Here is a 19,054-nt window from a genome sequence, read left to right on the forward strand (position 1 = left end):
TCACATAGCTGTCACTTTTGTTTTCTATTGTGAAGAAGACGTCTTGCCAGCAGCCCCGCTATGCTCCCCCTAATAGTGGTCGAGGAGTTCATCTCTTCCTTTAAATTCTGGAATCAGGGCATTCATGACGGCATGCTCTACCGGAATGACTTTTACATTAGCTTGCAGCAGTTCCCCCTAGCTGACCGGCTCCAGGCCTACCGCCAAGCTACCCAGGAAAGTAACAAAGGATTTAAGGTGTGCATCACCGTGTCAAAGACCCACTACACCATCTGGGTCGAGATGCGATCGCAGACCGCCTAGTCTCCTGGTACCCCCGCCCTGCTTGCTCCACCTAGCCTCGCCCCCAATGTCTCAACCCACTAACGTTTCTATAGCCTTAAGCATCTTCCATGGCGTACTCCAACTCGGCTCAGCCCAGTGAGGATTTGTGTTCGATTGCCGACTGCTCAGCCCACCCCTTTGATGATGTCTCGCTGCTAATCTGTCACGAGCTACGCACTCCCCTCGCCTCAATTCAGGGGGCGCTTAAGCTTTTGGGGTATCAGCAGTCGGGGTCGCTCTCCGACGATGGTCAAAGGCTGCTGGCGATCGCCATCAACAACGCCGACCGCCTCAACCGGCTGGCCAACGCCCTGGAGAACCAGCCCACGCCCCTACTGACGCTGCTCTCAACGGCCGAGCTAGAGCTGCTTCAGCTCGAAAACGATCTGCACCAGGCGGTGGAGGAGCAGGCCATCCACCTGGCCTACCAGCCGATTGTGTCGATTGAGCACAACCGGATTATTGGCTTTGAGGCGCTGGCCCGATGGCAGCACAGCAGCCGGGGCATCATTTCGCCAGAGGTATTTATTCCCCTGGCCGAGAAGGCCGGTCTGATCGATACCCTGGGGTTGTTTTTGCTCGATCAGGCCTGCCAACAGCTGCACCAGTGGCAGGTGCAGTTTCCGGCGGTGGCTCCCCTCAGCGTCAGCGTCAATCTCTCGGCGGTGCAGCTGCGCCATCCCCAGCTGGTGGAGCACATTGGCCAAATTCTTGAGCGCCACCACATTGCCCCCCACAGCCTTAAGCTCGAAGTCACCGAGAGCGCGCTGATTGAAAACAAGGACTTAGCCCTCAGAGCTTTAGTCGAACTGCAACAGCTGGGCATACAGCTCTACATCGACGATTTTGGCACGGGTTATTCTTCCTTGGGGCGGCTGCAAGACTTGCCCTTTGACACCCTCAAAATCGATCGCTCGTTTATCCGCAACAAAAACTGGGCGATGAGCGAGGCCATCTTTATGTTGGCCGAGCGGCTGCGGCTCGATGTGATTGTTGAAGGCGTAGAGACTCTCGACGACTTGATCACCCTCAAAGAGCTGGGCTACAAGAAGATGCAGGGCTACTACTTCTCCCGGCCCATCGACGGCCAAGAGATTGCCTGCCTGCTGATGCGCCAGGTGCTGGATGGTCAACTGTCGTTTGCCCCTGAGCTAGCACGGGTCGCCTAGGCAACCTCGCTCCCCTCAACCGGCCGGGAAACGCGCTCTACAACTGGTGCCCTGTATGATGACCCAAATTAAAGAGACTCCGTGCCAGGAGCGGGAGGATGACTGCCCCAATCTGGCCCTGCTGATCCAAGATGGTGAGCGCCGCCAGATTATGCCGCTGGGCAAGCGGTTTTACTCCATTGGCCGCGATCGCACCAAAGATATTCGCCTGGTGTCTGAGGGGGTCTCGGGCCACCACGCCAGCCTAGTGTGGCTCGACCACTGCTATGTGATTCACAGCGACGATGCTACAAACGGCCCCAGCTGTCAGCCGCTGACAATTAACGACACCCCGGTGCAAACTAGCCCCCTCCGCCCCGGCGATGCCATTGGCTTTTGCCATGGCGTACGCGCCCGGCTGATTACTGTGCGATCTGGGCTTCCGGTTGCTCCGCCTCTCTGTCTGCTGCCGCCGGCCCATACGATCGAGCCTGGTGCCGGCCTGCTGAATCACTTCCCTGACCTGATGCTGAAGTTTGATGCCAATGGCTCCATTCTCGATGTTAAGCCTTCTGTAGACCCCGACCTCAGTCGGTTGCCCATCGCGGCGGGCCAGTCGATTGTGAGCTGCTTTGAGTCGAGCTTTGCCGCTAAATTGTTTAGCTACGGTCAGATGGCCAGTCGCACTCAGTCGCTGCAATGCTTTGAGGCCGAGTTGACTGTAGAGCAGCAGAAGATTTTTTGCGAAGCCCGCCTGCTGCCCACCGAGCAAGGCCACCGAATTGCCATTATTCGCAATGTCACGGAGCGCAAGCGGCTGGAGCTGGAGTTGCGATCGGGGGCAATTCACGACACCCTAACTAGCCTGCCTAATCGCCGCTTTTTTATGGAAAAGGCGGCCCAGGCGATCGCCCTCAAACGCACCAGCGCCGCCTACAGTTTTGCGGTGTTGTTCATTGATCTAGACGACTTTAAAGGAGTCAACGATAGCTTGGGCCATCGGGTGGGTGACCAGCTGCTGGTGGAAATTGCCCTTCAGCTCAAAGCCTGCCTCCGCCCCCAAGACACCGTGGCCCGGCTGGGGGGTGACGAATTTGCCATCTTGCTGCACGAGGTTGCCTCGGGCGAAGCCGCCGTTGCGGTGGCCACCCGAATTCAGCAGGCGTTAGCCCTGCCGCTGCTGCGCGACCACCCGGAGGTGTGTTCGAGCGCCAGCATTGGTATTGCCCTAGGGACTGAGGGCGATGACAGTGTAGAGGCTATGCTCAACCACGCCGATATGGCCATGTATCGGGCCAAAGCCCTAGGCGGGTCGCAGTACGCGGTGTTTGATCCAGCCATTGATCCCGCTTGACAGCGGCCAGTGACAACGCTGGCCAGTAGGTAAGGGAGGCGATCGCCTGTGAAAGACCAGATTGACCTAACCTTCGCCGCTGCTCCCCATCGCACAACGAAAGGGAATGGCCTTGAACCCTTCACCTTGTACCCCACAGCTTTCACAAACCGCTAGGGATTTTCTTTGCCGTAGGCCTGCCAGGCTAGGTCGACTAGGCCGTTGACGATCGCAGCGGCAACTACAGGGCTGCCTTTGCGGCCGTTGATGGCCACATGGGGCACCATGGTGTCTTGCAGGCGGCCTTTGATCACAGCGGTTTCTATGAACCCGGCGGGGGTCGCGACCACCAGCGCCGGGCGCACCTTGTCGGCGTCGATCAGGTCGACCAGGGTAGACAGGGCCGCCTCTGAAGACCCGATGATAAAGATGCCTTCGGGGTAGCGCTGGGCTAGGGTTTCTACCCCCCACGAGGCCTGGCTTTTGCCCTTCTGAGGCCGGGTCAAGGCGTCCATGCTGCAATAGACTGGGTTGGCAAAGGTCTGCTGAATGCAGGGGGTAATGCCCACCTGCACCATGGGCACATCGACAACAATGGTGGTGCGGGCCGCCAGGGCTGCGGCCCCCGACTGCAGCGCCTGGTCAGAGAAATGAATGAGATCTTTGAAGGCAAAGTCGGCGGTGGCATAGATTACCCGGCGCACAATTTCGTATTCCGACGGCGAGAAGCTGTGGTCGCCAATTTCGGAGTCAATCACGCGCAGGCTTTGGGCATCGGTCACATGCCATTCCATAGGGGGCCGGTTAAGAGGGGTGGGTCAGTTTGCTGGGCTAAGTTTAGCCAGGTCTGGGGTGTAGCGCAACCAGCAGCGCGATCGCCACAGCTGGATCCCTCAAAGATTAGATCCCGAAGGCGCTGCGGACCACGTTCCTTAAACCCTACACCCTCGCCGCCGATTGTCCTGCTGTTGGGGTCAATGCCGGCCCAGAATAGTGCCCATGGCCGCTAACAGCCGCTCAACCTGGGGCGGCTCAATCCAGTAGTGGGTGACGGCTCGCAGGCGGCGATCGCCATACCCGCCGATATGCAGTCCGTACTCAAGCTTCAGCGCTTTGATCAAGGCTTCTGGGGAAATAGCAACTCCCTCAGCTAAGTCAAAAAACACCATATTGGTTTCAACCGCCGCTGGGTCAATTTCAATGCCTGGAATGGTCGCCAATCCCTGAGCTAGAGCCTGGGCGTTATCGTGATCGCTCTGCAATCGCTGGCTCATGGTCTTGAGGGCAATGATGCCTGCTGCAGCTAGCCCGCCGGCCTGGCGCATGCCACCGCCTAGCAGCTTGCGGTGGCGGCGGGCCTGGTGGATAAACGCCTCGCTGCCCACCAGCAGGGAACCCACTGGAGCGCATAGCCCCTTGCTGAGGCACACGCTCACCGAATCGACATGGGCGGTAATGTCGGTGGGCTCGACCCCAAGAGCGGTGACGGCATTGAACAGTCGCGCTCCATCTAAATGCACCTTGAGATGATGCTCGTGGGCTAGGGTGCCGATCGCGGCAAAGTACTCGGGCTCGATCGCCGCGCCATTGTTGCCGCCGGAGCTGTTTTCGAGCAACACCAGGCGGCTGTGGGGCAGGTGTGGATTATCCACTCGAATTGCTGATTTGATCTGATCGATCGCCATGCGGCCTCGACTGTCGGTAGGCAGCGGTCGAGTGGTGATGCCGCCCAGCACAGCGATGCCGCCCGCCTCCCAGCAGAAGGTGTGGGCGTCTTCGCCGAGGATGGCTTCGTCACCGCGCTGGGCGTGGGTGAGGGCGGCGATCAGGTTGCCCTGGGTGCCGCTGGTGACAAACAGCCCCGCCTCTTTGCCTAGCAGATTGGCGGCTAGGGCTTCTAGCTCGTTGACGGTGGGGTCTTCGCCGTAAACGTCATCTCCCAGTTCGGCGGTGGCCATGGCCTCAACCATGGCGGGGGTGGGCCAGGTGACGGTGTCGGAGCGGAAGTCTGTGGCGGGGTGGATGGTGGACATGGGAGGGGTAGGGGTAGGGGGTGGATGGGTGGGGGGTGGATGAGTGGTCGGGTAGAGGGTAGGGGACGGGGCTTTCAGGATGGATACTTGTTTTGCACTGTGGGGTTTTCTTTAGGGCTGTAGTTCCTCGATGATGCGGGCGGGGCTGACGAAGGATAGGCCCTGCTGGGAGGCGGTGCTGATCATCACTGCTTCGATGACTGGGTTGCTGACGGGGGCAGCGGATTGCCAAGTGACGATGAAGTTAGCTCCTACCCCGCCTGCGACGTTGGTACGATCGACAACGACTTCGGTGGAGGCGAGGGGGGCGAGCTGAATGGGGGCATCAAGGTAGGTGACGAGGCGATCGCCTCCTGAGTTGTAGTAGTCCAGCGTGGTGATGGTGATGGGCTGGTTGCGATCGCTGTTGCGCAAACTCAGGGTCACGGTCAGTTGAAAGGTGCGATTGGCTTCGGAGTCAAAAATTTCGGAATACACCGGTACGTAGAGGGTTTGCCCCTGCACCGCCGAGGCGGGAGTAGTGGCTAAGACGGTGACGCCGGGGCGATCGCTGAAGCGCTCCTGGGCAGAGAGCAGGGAGGCTGGGCTGGTTGCTGGGGTTTGGATTGCGCAGGCCGACAGCAGACTCAGGCTTAAACAAATCAGCGCTACTCTAAAGCTCATCATTAGACGGGTTCCTCTGATTAGTTGACCCACGCGCACCGACAGTATCACTGGTTGCTCAGGCCGCTAGCTCGGCTCGGCGATCGCCACATACGCGCCCAGACCAATCATGGTGCAGCCTGATGTGAGGCGCTGACCGCGTCTAAAGCTGCCGCTCGTCCGCAGTCTCTGCCCCAGCGGTCCGGCGAAAGACGCCACAAAAACATCCACTGCCAGATTCAGAAAATCTGTAATCAAACCCAGCACCAAAAACTGGGTAAAAATACTCCCGCTTTCAACATTGATGAACTGCGGAATAAAGGCCAAAAAAAACAGTGCCGTCTTCGGGTTGAACACCTCAGTAATCACGCCTTGATAAAACGCGCTGCCTCGACGGGGCAACGGTACAGCAGCATCAGCATTGACGAGTAGCATATCTCGACTCAACAGCGTGCGCAGCCCCAAATAAATGAGATAAGCAGCGCCGGCATATTTCACCAGGGTGAACGCCACAGTCGAGGTCATCAGCAGGCTAGAAATGCCGACAGCGGCGGCAAAAACATGCACCAGCCCGCCGACAAACAGGCCCAGGGCCGATGAAATGCCCTCAGATTTGCCGCCGTTGAGGCTGCGAGCCAGCGTGTAGAGAATGCCCGGCCCTGGCGTAATGCTGAGAACAAAAGCGGCGGTAAAAAACAGACTAAGCGTTGCTACATCGGGCATGTCAATCTCCGTTAGGTTGAAGTCTTCTATCTAATATCCGCGGTTCTCCAATATCTACAATGGCGACCCAGCAGACTGTGCCCTACTCCCCAAACCGGGCGGTTCGGCGTTTGGTGCCAAACAGATGGGCGTAGACAAACGAAAACTCGCAGCCCGCAAAGAAAATTTGACAGGCCAAAAAGATCCACAGCATCAGAATCATCACGCTGCCGATCACGCCGTAGGAGACGAAGCGGCTGCCCAGGGTAATGACGCTGTTGCTGACCAGCCACTGCAAGCCCGCCAGCAGCAGAGTGGTGAGCAGGGCCCCGGGCCAGATGTCGCGCCAGGAAAGTTTGATTGAGGGCAGAATGCGGAACAGCCCGGTGATCGCAAAACCCAGCGCCAAGAATGACCAGCCTGCTTCCAAGCTTTTGCCCAAAATTGCTTCGTCAATGGTGAGGAAGTCAAAGGTGGCCTGAAAGGTGTTTACCAGGGTGAGAATGACCTTGATGACAATCTGCGACAGCAGCGAGGCCAACAGCAGTAGCGCTGTGGCGATCACTAGTACAAAGGCCGACAGTTTGTTGACAACAAAAAACAGCGCTATGCGGGCCGGCGACCCCGCTTCGCTGACGCGGCTGGGGGTTTCCCAGATTTTGTTCACCGATCGCTTCAAAATCGCAAAGATGGTGCTGGCGGCAAACAGCAAGATGCCAAAGCCAATTAGTCCTGCCCCAACGCTATTTTCGTTGAGGGCGATGATGGTGTCTTTGATCAGATCGTGCACCTCGGGGGGCAGGTAGCGCACAATGATCTCCTGCATGGCGACCAAGGCCTCTGAATCGGGGCCAACCAGCGCCCCCACCACGCCGAGAATCACCAGCAGCAGCGGAAACAGCGAAAACAGCGCGTAGTACGACAGCGCCGCCGCCATGCCGGGAACATTGTCGCGATCCCACTTCAGCCAGGTTTGAATCAGCAGCTGGGCGGGTTTGGAGGGCAGCACCTGGGTGCGCAGATAGGGCAGCAGGCGCGATCGCACGTATTGCAGCATAGGTGACGGGCAGAGCAACCGAGGCTATTATCGCCTACCCCCAGAGCCGGTGCAGAAGAGAGCGATACATCTAGTAGTCTGCCAGGCCAAAGGTGACAGGTTAGAGAGGGCATAGGGTTTAAGGGTGTCCAGTTCAAGGTAGGTCATGAACCGGACACCTTAAACCCTACACCCCTAGCTGTTAGAGCTTGTCACAGTCAGCTTGGCTAAACACTAACCGCCGGTTGCCGGTGGCGGCTGCACCAGCGTGGCGATCGCGCTCACCAGCAGGTCTGGTTCAATGGGTTTGGCTAGGTGCAGCTGAAAGCCAGCGGCCAGGGCATGCTGCTGATTGATCTCTCCCGCGTAGGCCGTCAGGGCGATCGCAGGAATATTGCCGCCCTGGTCGTGGCGTCTTTTGCGGATTTGCTGAATCAGCGCGTAGCCATTCATCTCCGGCATGCCGATGTCGCACAGTAGCAGGTCGGGCACAGACTGATTGAGCTGGCCGAGAGCTTGCAGGGCTGAGGCGGCAACGGCTACCTCGGCCCCCGCCTGGGTGAGAACGAAGGACGCCAACTCCCGCATGTCGGCCTCGTCGTCTACGACTAAGACCTGTAGCCCGGTTAAGTCGGTCGCTTTTTTTAACGGTTCAGCGGCAGAGGGTTGATCCTGCCCTTCTAGGTTGAGGGGCAGCAGCACCGTAAAGGTCGCGCCCAGGTTTTGTCCCGGACTGTCGGCCCACACCATCCCGCCGTGCAGTTCGGTGAGCTGGCGCACGATCGCCAGGCCCAAGCCGAGGCCGCCAAACTGTCGGGTGGTGGTGCCGTCTTCTTGACGGAAATAATCAAATACGTGGGGCAGAAAGTTGGGATGAATGCCTTTGCCGGTGTCTCTCACCTGAATTTGAGCATAGGCGTCAACCTGCTCTAGGGTGATGGCGACTTGCCCACCCGCTGGGGTGAACTTGACCGCATTGGAGAGCAGGTTCCAAATCACTTGTTGGAGCCGGTTGGTGTCGCCTAAAACCTGGCCCGCGATCGCATTCAGCGTGGTTTGAATGCGAATCCGTTTGGCTTCCGCCGCCAGGCGCACGGTTTCAGTCGCCGCTTCAATGGTGGTGACGAGATTTACTGGGGCTACGGTCAAAGTCAGCTTGCCCTGCAAAATGCGGGAGACATCGAGCAGGTCTTCGATCAGCTGCGCCTGGAGTTTGGCGTTGCGCTCGATGGTTTCTAGGGCTTGGTCAGTTTTAGCGGCATCCAGCTGTCTGCTGCGCAATATTCTGGCCCAGCCCAAAATCGGATTTAGGGGTGACCTGAGCTCATGAGACAAGACGGCCAAGAATTCGTCTTTGATGCGGTTGGCGGCTTCGGCTTTGGTGCGATCGCGCTGGGCCGCCTGATAGAGCTGAGCATTTTCGATCGCCAATGAAGCTCGGTGCGCCAATTCTTCTGCGAGCTGCAAATCTGCGGTGGTGTAGCGGCGGCCCGACTCCGCCGAGATAAACGAGATCACGCCAATGATGCGGTCCTGGGTGCGTAGCGGCACCGTCATCACCGAGCTAAAGCCCACCTGTCGCAAAATCTCTAAATGCTCAGGGTCTTTGGCGGCATGGACCAACAGCTCATCGGGAATTTCAGGCACCAGGTCGGGTTGCCCAGTGCGCAGGGTCAGGGCGGCACCGCGCTCTGCATTGGTATCTAGGGGATACTTGTCTCGGATTTGGTGGGCCCATTCTAGCTTGGCCGGGTCAACGTGGGCCACGGCAATTTGGTCGATTGCGCCATTCTCTTCCACGATGTGAACGGTGCACCAGTCGGCCAATTTCGGTACGGTGAGCTGGGCAACTTTCTCTAGGGTCGTTTGGTAGTCGAGGGAAGAGGCCAGCACGGCGCTCGACTCAGCGAGATACTGCTGGGCGCGCTCTAGTTTGACGCGCTCTGTGACATCAATAACGTAGGCTAAAAGTCGTTCTACCCGCTGATTTGAATCAACCGTTGGCAAATAGTAAACGTCGTAATAGCCGGGGCGGCGATCCTCATGGCCAGGGGCATTGAGGGGCAGGTTGGGCGAAATAAACGGCTGTCCCGTGGCATAGATCTGGCGAATAACCTCGACGATGGCGGGGTCAGACGCACCAAATAGGTCTGCAACGGATTTACCCAGGTGATGGTCACGGGGCAACCCATTGATCCCAGCCATGGCGTCGTTGATGGCGATAAATTGCTGCTCACCGTCTAAGAGCGCCAGCCCAATTGGGGAGGTGTCAACCAGGGTGGCCAGCTGCTGTTGGGCAGCTTCAGCCTGGGCCCGGGCTAGCCGTTCCCGCCCGAGCAGTTGTTCTCGCTCCTGCTCGGCTCGCTTACGATCAGTGACATCCATCACCAACGACAGGATAGAGGTCATCCGTCCCGACTCGTCTTTAAGGCTGGAGTTGTACCACTCGCAGTGAACCACGGCGCGATCTTTGGTGTAGTTGCGGTTGGAGGAAAAAATGTGGGACTCTTCACCGTAAACTAACCGGCGGCAGGATTCAGTAACCGGTTCTAGATCGTCTTCATAGACAAGGGGGATCTCGGCTAGCGTTTTGCCCAGCATTTCGTCGGCCCGCCAACCCAGAATGCGCTCTGCACCCGCCGACCACCGAGTCACGCGAAAGTCTCGGTCCCACTCGATCACCGCCATGGGGGTGTTTTCAACGTGGAAATTGAGCTTCTGCAGCGCCTGATGCAGGGCCTCCTCTGCTTGCTTGCGCTCGGTAATGTCGATCACCGCTCCGAGCGACTGCTTAGGATGGCCTTGAATATCGTAGGAAAACTGCCCCCGAACCTCGACCCAGCGAGTGGAACCATCGGGCCAGCGCAGTCGATATTCGTGGTGGTAATCGGTGCGATCTCGAACCGCCTGCTGGAGCTTTGCCCTGGTCAAGGCTAGATCGTCGGGATGGACGCGATTGGCCCACATTTTGTAGCTCGGCTCGCATTCGTTGGGCTGGTAACCCAGGATGGTGAAATGCCCAGCCGACCAGCGGATGGTGCCAGTTTGCATGTCCCATTCCCAAGTGCCCATGCGGCCGATATTGAGGGCGAGCTGGAGCCGTGCTTCGCTTTCGCGCAGGTTCGCTTCGGCCCGCGATCGCTCTACGGCCAGCCAGGTTTTTTCGGCGATGCGCTCCATCAGGGCCACATCGTTTGCCGTCCAGGGGCGGGGTGCCGCATGGTGCAGCACCAGTAGGGCAACGAACCGCCCGCGCTTGACCAGGGGCACGCAGAGCAGCGATTGGGTTTCAATGGCGGCAAAAGCCGCCTCGCCAACGCCAGCGGTGCGGGGGTCGCGAGCGACATCGTCGACCACAACGGTTTTGCCCTGCTTTAACTGGGCAATGATCTCAGCCCCAAACGAATCCATGTGGTGCTTACCCACAACACTGATGACGCCGTCGCAGTAGTCGCGATCGACGATCACATGTTCTTGGGCCTGATCAATTTCACCGTAGGCACAGCGCGTGACGTTGAATTGCTTGCCGGTGGCGTTGACGACCTGCCAAACAATTTCCTCTGGGTCTTGCAGGGTGCGAGCGGCATCGTTCAGTTCAATCAAAAATTTCTGCTGCTGTTCTTTGCGCTGTAACTCTGCGAGTAGGGCCTCGCGGTTGGCTTCGATTTGCTTGCGCTCGGTAATATTGATTGAAACCCCGGCCATGCGAACAGCTTGCCCAGATTCATTGAGATAAATCTGTCCCTGACCCTTGAGCCAGCGCACCTCACCGTCGGGAGCGACCACGCGATATTCTTGGGCAAAAGTCTGGTTTCCCTCCAGGGCCTCTACGGTCGCTTGCCTGAGCAGTGGACGATCCTCTGGGTGAATGAGGGCCCGAAATGCCTCTGTGGTGCCGACTTGCATGCCCCAAATTTCTTCGGCATTAGGAGAACACACGACCTGATCCGTTTCTAGATCCACATCCCAGGCCACCATTTGGGCCGATGAGAGGGCTAGCTGTAAGCGTTCTTCGGCCTGCCGCAGGTTCGCCTCAATCTGCTTGAGACGGGTCACATCCTGAAACATGCCAATGCCGATCGCCGGATGCCCATACATGGCGGGCAATATTTCTCCCCAGCAAAGGGTGGCCCGCACGCCGTCAGGGGTATGCCAGTTCATCTCATAGTTCTGTAACTGCTCCCCACGGGCAACTAGCACGGCTGGCATTTGTTCAGTGGCAATGCGATCGCCCTGAGCATCGGTGCAGTAATAGGCGCTGGCGTATTCCTCTAGAGATTTGTTTTTAGGTAGATCACCGCCGGCTAACTCATTCGCTATTCGGTTAGCAAAAATCACTTTTGCGGTTTCTGGTTCAATAAAAACGGTCGGCGTTGGCATTGAATCGAGAACGGCTTCTAACCATTTTTGCTGGTTTTCGAGGTGTTCCGCCTGCTGCCTGAGGAGCTTTTCGGTTTGCTGGCGTTCGGTAATGTCTTGAAACACTACGGCGGCCGCCAAAATTTGCCCTTGCCCATCTAAAATTGGGGCGGCATTCACTGTAATTACGGTCCGTTGACCATCGTCCTGGCGAAGCTCCATCTCCTCGTCGGTGACGACTTCGCCGGTTCTCAGCGATCGCGGCAGGGGAAATTCATGGGGCTCATATTTTTGCCCATCGGGGCGAAACGCTTCAAAGGGAGTGATGGGTACATAGGCTTCTAGTTCGTAGGACTGCTCGTAGCTACAGCCCAAAATTTGTTTCGCCTGCTCATTGGCTAGGATCAATTTGTTAGACCCGGCCTCAGCAATCAGCACGCCCGCCGGCATCTGCCGCAGCACCGCTTCAAACTGGGCATGTTCTGTTTCCAAATCGCGGAGCAGTCGCTCCCGTTCTACCTCGGCCTGCTTGCGATCGGTCACATCTCGAAAGTAAACCGCGATTCCTTCAGCGGACGGATAGGCTTTGACCTCCAGGCAGCGTTGAAGGGGCTCGCCAAACTCTTCCCAAGCCACCGGAATTTGCTCTGCGATTGCCCGGTGCATGGCCTCGTAGGCCACCCCACCCACTAGCTCCGGAAAAACGTCGTTCCAAACCTGTTTGCCAATCAAATCTTCAGGGGCTTTGTGCAGAATTTGGGCCGCGGCCTGGTTGACGTAGGTGTAGTGCCACTGGCGGTCAAAGGCCACAAACGCGTCGGTGATGCTTTCTAAAATAGCTGCGACTTTGTGCTCTGTCGCCTGCTCGACTGGGCCTGGCGTATGGGCTAACCGCGCTTCTAGCGCCTGGTTCTGCTGCTGTAGCTCAAGTAGTTGGTTTTGCAGCCGTACAACTTGAGCATTGTCTCCAGGGTCGCAGACAGCATGCTCTGCCTCTAAGCTGCGGGCAAACTGCTCGATTACTTCAGAGCGAGAAGTTTTCTGTTGTTGGGCCGTTTGCTCGAGCGATCGCCAAGCCGTGTGGGTTAGAGATAGGCTGACTCGATGCTTGGTCTCTCGCTCCCAATTGTTCACAAACTTCCCGCTCGCGTTGCGTTTCATGGAGGATGGAGCCGTATACATAAACGGTAAATCCATTCAACCCGACTTTGGCAAGGATATAAATCATCCTTTAGATAGACGTTTAACTTAAAGAGGTTTGCACGGGGTTGTATTCAGCAGTTGGACGGGTTGGCGGAGAGCACTCTGAGGTGCAGGTAGGGGAGAGTGTGATCGCACCTATTGCAGCGTAGGTGACAGGGCTAAAGAGTCCGAAGGTATCATCGCCCATTCTTGGAGAAGGTGCAGAAAAAGTTGGCACGACCAGTTGCCTAATCCTGATACAAAGTTGATCAACCGGGATAGCGTTCCAGTTGGCAGTTGCTAGTAGCCTTTTTTGCAACATTGACCGACTTCACCAGTCCGCTTCAACTGAGTTGTTACGTCGCGATCGCTTTCTTAACAGCCGTTGCTGTCATCATTCCCCACAACCAATCAATTTTGTATTTCTCAATTGAAACTTTAGCTAATCCTTCATCTTGGAGCATTCTTTGGCATTCACTTGTGCCATACGTCCTAAAATGAGCGCGATTGAAAAGGCGTAGAAAAATATCGCAAATACGACATGTCAGATAATCGTCGCACCAGTCTGTAATCACTAGATGCCCATTAGGCCCTAGAACTCGCTTTACTTCTTGGATGGCCTGATAAGGATGACGAAAGTAATGAAACGCATTGGTTGAGATCACCAAATCAAAACTCTCGTTTGGAAATGGAATATTATCTGCACTACCGATTCGCAACTCAACTGACTTCGGTAATTTCTGTCGAGCTACATTTAACATCTCTGCGGAAGGATCTAATCCGATAATCTCTGTTTCTGGATTTAGGCGCAAAAGGCACTGAATTAACGTTCCTGTTCCACAACCCAGATCTAAGATGCGCTCATGAGAATTGAGCTCTAAACGATGCATGGTCTCTTGAACAGTGGCATCAACATAAAATGACCAACGGCGATCGTACCAAGGCGCAAGACGGGCGTATTCCTTCTGAACAGGATCAGCGTGCATGTCCTTTACCTCCAACTAAATTACGAAAGATGTAGATCAAGTCCTTACGTTAAACCGACTGGGGCAAGCCCTGTGGGAAAATAGGCCCCCTACCTTTCAAAGGTTAGGGGGCTGTTGCCGCTCAGGGGTTAAGCCTTCAGACTCCATCCTTCACTGACCTCCTGTCTAGGCTCTGCAATATGCCCCCATGGGGCATGCCTAAGGAAACAGCCGGTGCATCTCTCAATGGTTCCTGTTCCTTATAATCGTTGCCGTGATGCCAAAGCTATTGGCTCAGTCTATAGGTGCGCTTCGCCGCCGTCGGTTTATGCAGCTGGCAGCGGCAGCGGGGATGGCGAGCTTAACCACCTGCCGACCGTCGGCTCGACCTCCTACAGATGGAGCGGCGATCGAGTCGGGCCAGAATTTTGACTGGCGTCAGTTTGCGGGTAATCAGATCGGGTTGCTACTGGATGATCACCCCTGGACCACGGGCCTACTGCCCTACCTGCCCGACTTTGAGGCCCTGACCGGCATCACCCTAAAGCCGCGCACGGTGGCGGAACCAGCCTATTTTGCGGAGATGGAGGCCCTGTTGCGGGCTGACCCTGTGCCGATGGATGTCTTCTTTTTACCAATGGATTCCACGGCCTACCGGCTGTGGGAAGACGATCTGCTGCTACCGCTGACGCCGCTGCTCAACAACCCCAAGCTGACGGCGGCTAACTACAACCTGTTTGACTTTCCTGAGGGGTTTCGGCTGGCGGCCATGTATCCGCCAGACAGCAGCAGCCCCCAGCTGTTTGGCATTCCCGCCACCTTTGAGGCGTACATTTTGTTTTACAACAAGCGCCTGGTGAATCAGTTTTTGGCGGGTCAGGTGCCCCAAACTATGGTTGAGCTGGTGCAGGCCGCGAACCAGATCAACGAGAGCGGGCAGGCTATTGGGGCAGTGATGCGTGGGGTTAAATCGGACGTCATTATCGATACGGTAGCGGGGATTGTGCTCAACGGCTGGGGAGCCGAGCCCACCCCGCTGCCCTTTAACCTCTGGTTCGACGGCGACTGGCAACAGCCTAGCCTCACCGATCCTCGCATTGTTGAGGGGTTGACCACCTACGCCCAGCTGATGCAGGCGGGGCCAGCCAACATCAAACAGATGAACTGGCCCGAGGCTACCCAGCTCTTTCAGGCGGGGAAAGCGGCGTTTTACATCGATGCCAGTCTGTTTGGGCCTGTCTTTGAGCGGCGTGACACTTCTGCGATCGCCGGTCAGGTGGGCTACACCGTGCTGCCCCGGGTTCACCAACAGAGCCTGACCGGTCACTGGCTTTGGGGGCTCGGCATTCCCCGGCTGTCTAGTCACCCCCAAGCCGCCTGGCTGTTTATTCAATGGGCCACCAGCCCGGAGATGGAAGCCAAAATTGCTGTGGCCACGGGTGGGGCACCCCGATTTTCGAGCTGGTTGACGCCGTCGGTCTACACCGAGGCGATCAACTTTGACTATGCTCTAGCCGTACAGACCGCCATGCAAACCTCGCGCCCGACAGCGGTGCTGCACCCCCGCTGGAACCAGGTTGCCCTGGCGATCGCGGCCACCATTCACGATATCTACGATGGGGTAGAGCCAGCCTTGGCCGCCGACCAGCTCCAGTCCACCGTGAGGCAGCTGATGGCGAGTGAGGGCCCGCCATGATCGGTCGTCTGCGGTGGTTTAGAACCATTCGGGCTCAGCTAATGCTGGGGTTTGGCATTATTTTGCTGCTGCACGGCATCAGCGCCGCCATTGGCTACGGCAGCTTGCAGCGGCTCCGCTTGCGCAGCCAGGCCACCCTCGACAACGCCGCTCAGCTGCGCGAGCTCAGCCTAGAACTAAAAACCAACTTTTTGCTGGCTCGCCAGGCTGAGGAGGCCTATTTTGATACCTGGCAAGGGGGCAACATCGACGCTAATGCCCGGGTGCATGTTCAAACCAACCAGGACTATTTGGCCCAGGCCCGCCAGAACTTAGCCGCTCTGAGGGAATTGGAAGCCCAAAACCCCGAGCTGGCCGAAGAATTTGCCCTACTGGACTCGCTGTTCGACAACTACGAATCGGCCTTTGAAACTACCACTCGCCGCATCGCGGAGGATAGCCTGAACCATGAGGTTCACCGACAGCTAAAGGATTTGCTCGCCATCCTACCCGACAGCCAGCGCGCAGAGATCACGACTTTGCGCATGCTGGTGTGGCAGCTGATGGCTCAGCAGCAGACCTACCTAAATACCCAAGACCCTGCCTATCTCGACGATCTGCAATCGAGTCTAGACCAGCTATCTGCCGCCCTAAAGCAGCTACCGTTGGAGTCGTTAGACCCTGAGGCCCGGGCGCTGATGCAAACCTACCGGATCTCCCTCAATGCCCTGCTGTTTCTCGATCAGCAGGTGCAGGTCAACCGCATCATTGCGGCCAATATCAACCAGGACATTAACGAGATTATTCAAACCGTTAGCGATCGCTCAGCAGCCCGCGCCGCTGCGGCCCGCCTAGAGTTAGACAACACTGCCAATCAAAGCAGCGCGGCCCTGCTGGCTACGGCCTTAACGGCCCTGGCCCTGGCGATCTGGGCCAGTGTTGTGCTGGGGCGGCGGATTATCACCCCCCTAACGCTGATGGCGATCGCCGCCGAGCGCATTGCCCAGCAAGATCTAAGCCAGCCCCTGCAACTCACCGGAGACAACGAATTTACGGCGGTGGCTCAAGCGTTTAACCACATGGTGAACCAGCTGCGGCAAACCCTAGACACCCTAGAGCAACGGATCGACGAACGCACTGTGGCTCTGGCCACCGCGAATCAGACGCTACAGCAGCAAACCTACTCGCTAGAGATTGCTCTGCAAAAACTGCGCCACAGCGAGGCTAACTATCGCCTGCTGGTCGACCATCTCCACGCTGGGGTGATTGTCCACGCTCCCGACACCACCGTTGTCATGTGCAACCAGATGGCGGTGCAGCTGCTGGGGAGGCCGATGGAAGACATGGTGGGCCAGCGGACTGACAATCCCCCCTGGACGATTGTGGATGAAACCGGCGCGGCGTTAACGCTCGATCACTATCCAGTGACGCAGGTGCTCGCCAGCCAACGCCCTCTGCAAAACCGCGTATTGGGTATCCGTCGCCTCCAGGCCCCAGACTGCACCTGGGTCTTAGTCAATGCATTTCCCACCTTTGACGATGCCCAGCAGCTAACCCAGGTGGTGGTGACCTTTATCGACATCAGCGATCGCAAATTGGCTGAAGAAGAACTGCGCCATCAGGCCCTGCACGACGCCCTCACCGGCCTACCCAACCGAGCCCTGTTTACTGAGCGATTAGAGCAGGCGGTGCAGCGGTTCAAACGCCACCCCGAGCAGCTGTTTGCGGTTTTGTTCATCGACCTAGATCGTTTTAAGGTGATCAACGACAGCCTGGGTCACCTGGTGGGCGATCAGCTGCTGGTGCAAATTGCCCACATTCTGCAACGCCACGTCAGGGCCAGCGACACGGTCGCCCGCCTGGGGGGCGATGAGTTTGTTATTTTGCTGGAGCAAGTCACCAGCTTGAACGAAGCCATCCAGGTGGTGGAGCGCATTCAGAGAGATATCAAAGCGCCATTTAGGCTGACGGGCCACACGGTGTTTACCTCTGCCAGCTTGGGCATTACCCTGGCCAGCCCCAACTACATTCGAGGCGAAGACATGCTGCGCGATGCGGATAACGCCATGTATCGAGCCAAGGCCCAGGGGCAATCCTCTGGCTACGAAATCTTCAGCCCGGCGATGCACACTAGCGCGATCGAGCTATTTGAGTTAGAAACCCATCTACGCCAAGCTTTGGAGCGCCAAGACTTCATTCTTCACTATCAGCCCATTGTCAGCCTGCGCGATCGGCAGCTACTAGGGTTTGAGGCGCTGGTGCGGTGGGTGCATCCCCAGCGCGGGCTAATTGCCCCCGGCGAATTTATTCCCCTGGCGGAGGAAACGGGGCTGATTATTCCCTTGAGCCAGTGGATTTTTGAGACCGCCTGCCGCCAGATGGCCGATTGGTGTCACCGGTTCCCAACCGTCGAGGAGCTGAAGATGAATGTGAATGTGGCGGCGGCGCAGTTTGAGCGGCCCGAATTTTTTGAGCAGATCAAGGCTACTTTGGAGCGAACATCGTTGCCGGCCACCAACTTTGGTTTAGAGGTGACCGAAAGTCTGCTGCTGCTGAACGTGAAGGGCGTGCTGTCAACACTGTCGAACCTTCAGAAGCAGGGGGTTGATATCAAAATTGATGACTTCGGCACCGGCTATTCATCCCTGAGCTATCTCAAACGCTTTCCCATCAATACCCTGAAGATTGACCAGTCGTTTGTTGAAAATATTGATGTTGACCACGACGATGTCAGCATCGTCAAAGCCATTATTCAAATCGCCAAGTCGCTGGGCATGACCGTGATCGCCGAAGGAGTCGAAACTGAGTTTCAAACCCGCCGACTGGAGCAGTTGGGCTGTGACGCTATTCAGGGCTACTGGATTGCGCCGCCGCTGCCCCCCGACCAGGTGGAAGCATTTATTCAGCAGCCTAGCCATAGATCGACCTAAACAGTTGCTATTCGCAGGGTGGATGGGGCTACCGGTTTCGAGCTGGCCAGCCGCTGGTCCCACGACCTGCGCCTGGCCAGCCGAAAAACTGGATGACATTAGCGCTATCGTGCTGGTACGCGCTCGCGCTCGCTTTACCGCCTTCCGGGTAGCCGGTCTGATCATCAAGCCCTTTGACCCGTTCACCCTGGCTCAGCAAATTGCTAACCTGCTCCATTGGGCGCTTTAGAATTGGTCACCAGCTGCATCTTCCGGTTACAACTGGTATAGCCATCGCCCGGACGGTTACGACATTCTGTATAACCCTCAGCCGCGATCGCTATCTGCCAGTGCGCCAACCCAGTTTTTGCCAGTAGCAGTGACTACTATTCGCGCAGTGGCCAACGCTATCCAGTACGTTTGCCAAGGGTCTGCTCTATGTCGTCACCATCTCAGCCAGGCTGCCCCATCACCGATTTAGTTAGCCAGTTCATTCAGGCCCGCGCCATAACCAAGACCCAGTATCAGGAGCTAACCACCCTAGTACTGGCCGACGGCACCATTGATGAGAGCGAGCGCAAGCAGGTCAATCGCCTATTCGACGCAATTCAGCTCGGGCGAGTGAAGATTTTGGACTAGGAAATGGGGTGACGGGGTAAGGGAGTGTTGGGGTGATGGGGTATTGGCAAAGCCTGACCAGAGGACTTAGGGATGACTCGCTCTAACTCCCCCACTCCGTTACCCTC

Annotated in this window: 14 protein-coding genes; 7 read left to right on the forward strand and 7 right to left on the reverse strand. The window is 57.2% G+C overall.

What is annotated here, in order from left to right; genetic code table 11:
- The first annotated feature begins 60 nt into the window (after positions 1-60).
- The 3 genes from NC979_RS22030 to NC979_RS22040 all read left to right on the forward strand — a co-directional run bounded on the left by NC979_RS22030 (position 61) and on the right by NC979_RS22040 (position 2,826).
- Positions 61-303, forward strand: coding sequence for a hypothetical protein (locus NC979_RS22030; protein WP_190516073.1), 243 nt, complete (start codon positions 61-63; stop codon positions 301-303).
- Between the two features lie 89 nt (positions 304-392).
- Positions 393-1,493 (forward strand): putative bifunctional diguanylate cyclase/phosphodiesterase, encoded by a 1,101-nt coding sequence (locus tag NC979_RS22035; protein ID WP_190516076.1) that lies wholly within the window; start codon positions 393-395, stop codon positions 1,491-1,493.
- Positions 1,494-1,548: 55 nt separating this feature from the next.
- Positions 1,549-2,826, forward strand: a complete 1,278-nt coding sequence (locus NC979_RS22040) for a GGDEF domain-containing protein (RefSeq protein ID WP_190516083.1) — start codon at positions 1,549-1,551, stop codon at positions 2,824-2,826.
- 152 nt (positions 2,827-2,978) lie between these two features.
- On the opposite strand, the gene NC979_RS22045 is transcribed toward NC979_RS22040, so the two are convergent.
- From NC979_RS22045 to NC979_RS22075, 7 genes are all read right to left on the reverse strand, one after another.
- Entirely contained in the window at positions 2,979-3,599 is a 621-nt protein-coding gene (locus NC979_RS22045; RefSeq protein ID WP_190516085.1) for a precorrin-8X methylmutase, read from the reverse strand.
- Between the two features lie 180 nt (positions 3,600-3,779).
- Positions 3,780-4,838, reverse strand: coding sequence for a low-specificity L-threonine aldolase (gene ltaE, locus NC979_RS22050; RefSeq protein ID WP_190516088.1), 1,059 nt, complete (start codon positions 4,836-4,838; stop codon positions 3,780-3,782).
- 111 nt (positions 4,839-4,949) lie between these two features.
- On the reverse strand, positions 4,950-5,504 hold the full coding sequence (locus NC979_RS22055; RefSeq protein WP_190516091.1) for a DUF3124 domain-containing protein: 555 nt from the start codon (positions 5,502-5,504) through the stop codon (positions 4,950-4,952).
- Positions 5,505-5,567: 63 nt separating this feature from the next.
- Entirely contained in the window at positions 5,568-6,203 is a 636-nt protein-coding gene (locus tag NC979_RS22060; protein ID WP_190516093.1) for a LysE family translocator, read from the reverse strand.
- An 82-nt stretch (positions 6,204-6,285) separates the two neighbouring features.
- A complete protein-coding gene (locus NC979_RS22065) occupies positions 6,286-7,239 on the reverse strand; it encodes a YihY/virulence factor BrkB family protein (protein WP_190516095.1) in 954 nt (317 codons plus the stop codon).
- A gap of 213 nt (positions 7,240-7,452) precedes the next feature.
- Entirely contained in the window at positions 7,453-12,738 is a 5,286-nt protein-coding gene (locus NC979_RS22070; RefSeq protein WP_190516098.1) for a PAS domain S-box protein, read from the reverse strand.
- A 377-nt stretch (positions 12,739-13,115) separates the two neighbouring features.
- Positions 13,116-13,745, reverse strand: coding sequence for a class I SAM-dependent methyltransferase (locus NC979_RS22075; RefSeq protein ID WP_190516100.1), 630 nt, complete (start codon positions 13,743-13,745; stop codon positions 13,116-13,118).
- Between the two features lie 256 nt (positions 13,746-14,001).
- On the opposite strand from NC979_RS22075, the gene NC979_RS22080 reads away from it, so the two are divergent.
- From NC979_RS22080 to NC979_RS22095, 4 genes are all read left to right on the forward strand, one after another.
- Complete coding sequence (locus tag NC979_RS22080; RefSeq protein ID WP_199308690.1) at positions 14,002-15,420, forward strand: ABC transporter substrate-binding protein; 1,419 nt, start codon at positions 14,002-14,004, stop codon at positions 15,418-15,420.
- Positions 15,417-18,329, forward strand: a complete 2,913-nt coding sequence (locus NC979_RS22085) for an EAL domain-containing protein (protein WP_190516103.1) — start codon at positions 15,417-15,419, stop codon at positions 18,327-18,329. The genes NC979_RS22080 and NC979_RS22085 overlap by 4 nt, the downstream gene beginning before the upstream one ends.
- Positions 18,330-18,351: 22 nt before the next feature.
- Positions 18,352-18,558, forward strand: a complete 207-nt coding sequence (locus tag NC979_RS22090; protein ID WP_190516106.1) for a response regulator — start codon at positions 18,352-18,354, stop codon at positions 18,556-18,558.
- A gap of 188 nt (positions 18,559-18,746) precedes the next feature.
- A complete protein-coding gene (locus NC979_RS22095; protein ID WP_190516108.1) occupies positions 18,747-18,947 on the forward strand; it encodes a tellurite resistance TerB family protein in 201 nt (66 codons plus the stop codon).
- Positions 18,948-19,054: the final 107 nt, after the last annotated feature.

The sequence above is a fragment of the Leptolyngbya subtilissima AS-A7 genome (assembly GCF_039962255.1).
GTDB lineage: Bacteria > Cyanobacteriota > Cyanobacteriia > Phormidesmidales > Phormidesmidaceae > Nodosilinea.

What these genes read in the sequence shown, in the direction of transcription:
- NC979_RS22045 (WP_190516085.1), bottom strand. Translation starts at nt 3,599, where the DNA reads ATGGAATGGCATGTGACCGATGCCCAAAGCCTGCGCGTGATTGACTCC.
- NC979_RS22095 (WP_190516108.1), top strand. Translation starts at nt 18,747, where the DNA reads ATGTCGTCACCATCTCAGCCAGGCTGCCCCATCACCGATTTAGTTAGC.
- NC979_RS22075 (WP_190516100.1), bottom strand. Translation starts at nt 13,745, where the DNA reads ATGCACGCTGATCCTGTTCAGAAGGAATACGCCCGTCTTGCGCCTTGG.
- NC979_RS22070 (WP_190516098.1), bottom strand. Translation starts at nt 12,738, where the DNA reads ATGAAACGCAACGCGAGCGGGAAGTTTGTGAACAATTGGGAGCGAGAG.
- NC979_RS22040 (WP_190516083.1), top strand. Translation starts at nt 1,549, where the DNA reads ATGATGACCCAAATTAAAGAGACTCCGTGCCAGGAGCGGGAGGATGAC.
- NC979_RS22030 (WP_190516073.1), top strand. Translation starts at nt 61, where the DNA reads ATGCTCCCCCTAATAGTGGTCGAGGAGTTCATCTCTTCCTTTAAATTC.
- NC979_RS22090 (WP_190516106.1), top strand. Translation starts at nt 18,352, where the DNA reads ATGGGGCTACCGGTTTCGAGCTGGCCAGCCGCTGGTCCCACGACCTGC.
- NC979_RS22060 (WP_190516093.1), bottom strand. Translation starts at nt 6,203, where the DNA reads ATGCCCGATGTAGCAACGCTTAGTCTGTTTTTTACCGCCGCTTTTGTT.
- NC979_RS22055 (WP_190516091.1), bottom strand. Translation starts at nt 5,504, where the DNA reads ATGATGAGCTTTAGAGTAGCGCTGATTTGTTTAAGCCTGAGTCTGCTG.
- NC979_RS22035 (WP_190516076.1), top strand. Translation starts at nt 393, where the DNA reads ATGGCGTACTCCAACTCGGCTCAGCCCAGTGAGGATTTGTGTTCGATT.
- NC979_RS22085 (WP_190516103.1), top strand. Translation starts at nt 15,417, where the DNA reads ATGATCGGTCGTCTGCGGTGGTTTAGAACCATTCGGGCTCAGCTAATG.
- ltaE (WP_190516088.1), bottom strand. Translation starts at nt 4,838, where the DNA reads ATGTCCACCATCCACCCCGCCACAGACTTCCGCTCCGACACCGTCACC.
- NC979_RS22080 (WP_199308690.1), top strand. Translation starts at nt 14,002, where the DNA reads ATGCCAAAGCTATTGGCTCAGTCTATAGGTGCGCTTCGCCGCCGTCGG.
- NC979_RS22065 (WP_190516095.1), bottom strand. Translation starts at nt 7,239, where the DNA reads ATGCTGCAATACGTGCGATCGCGCCTGCTGCCCTATCTGCGCACCCAG.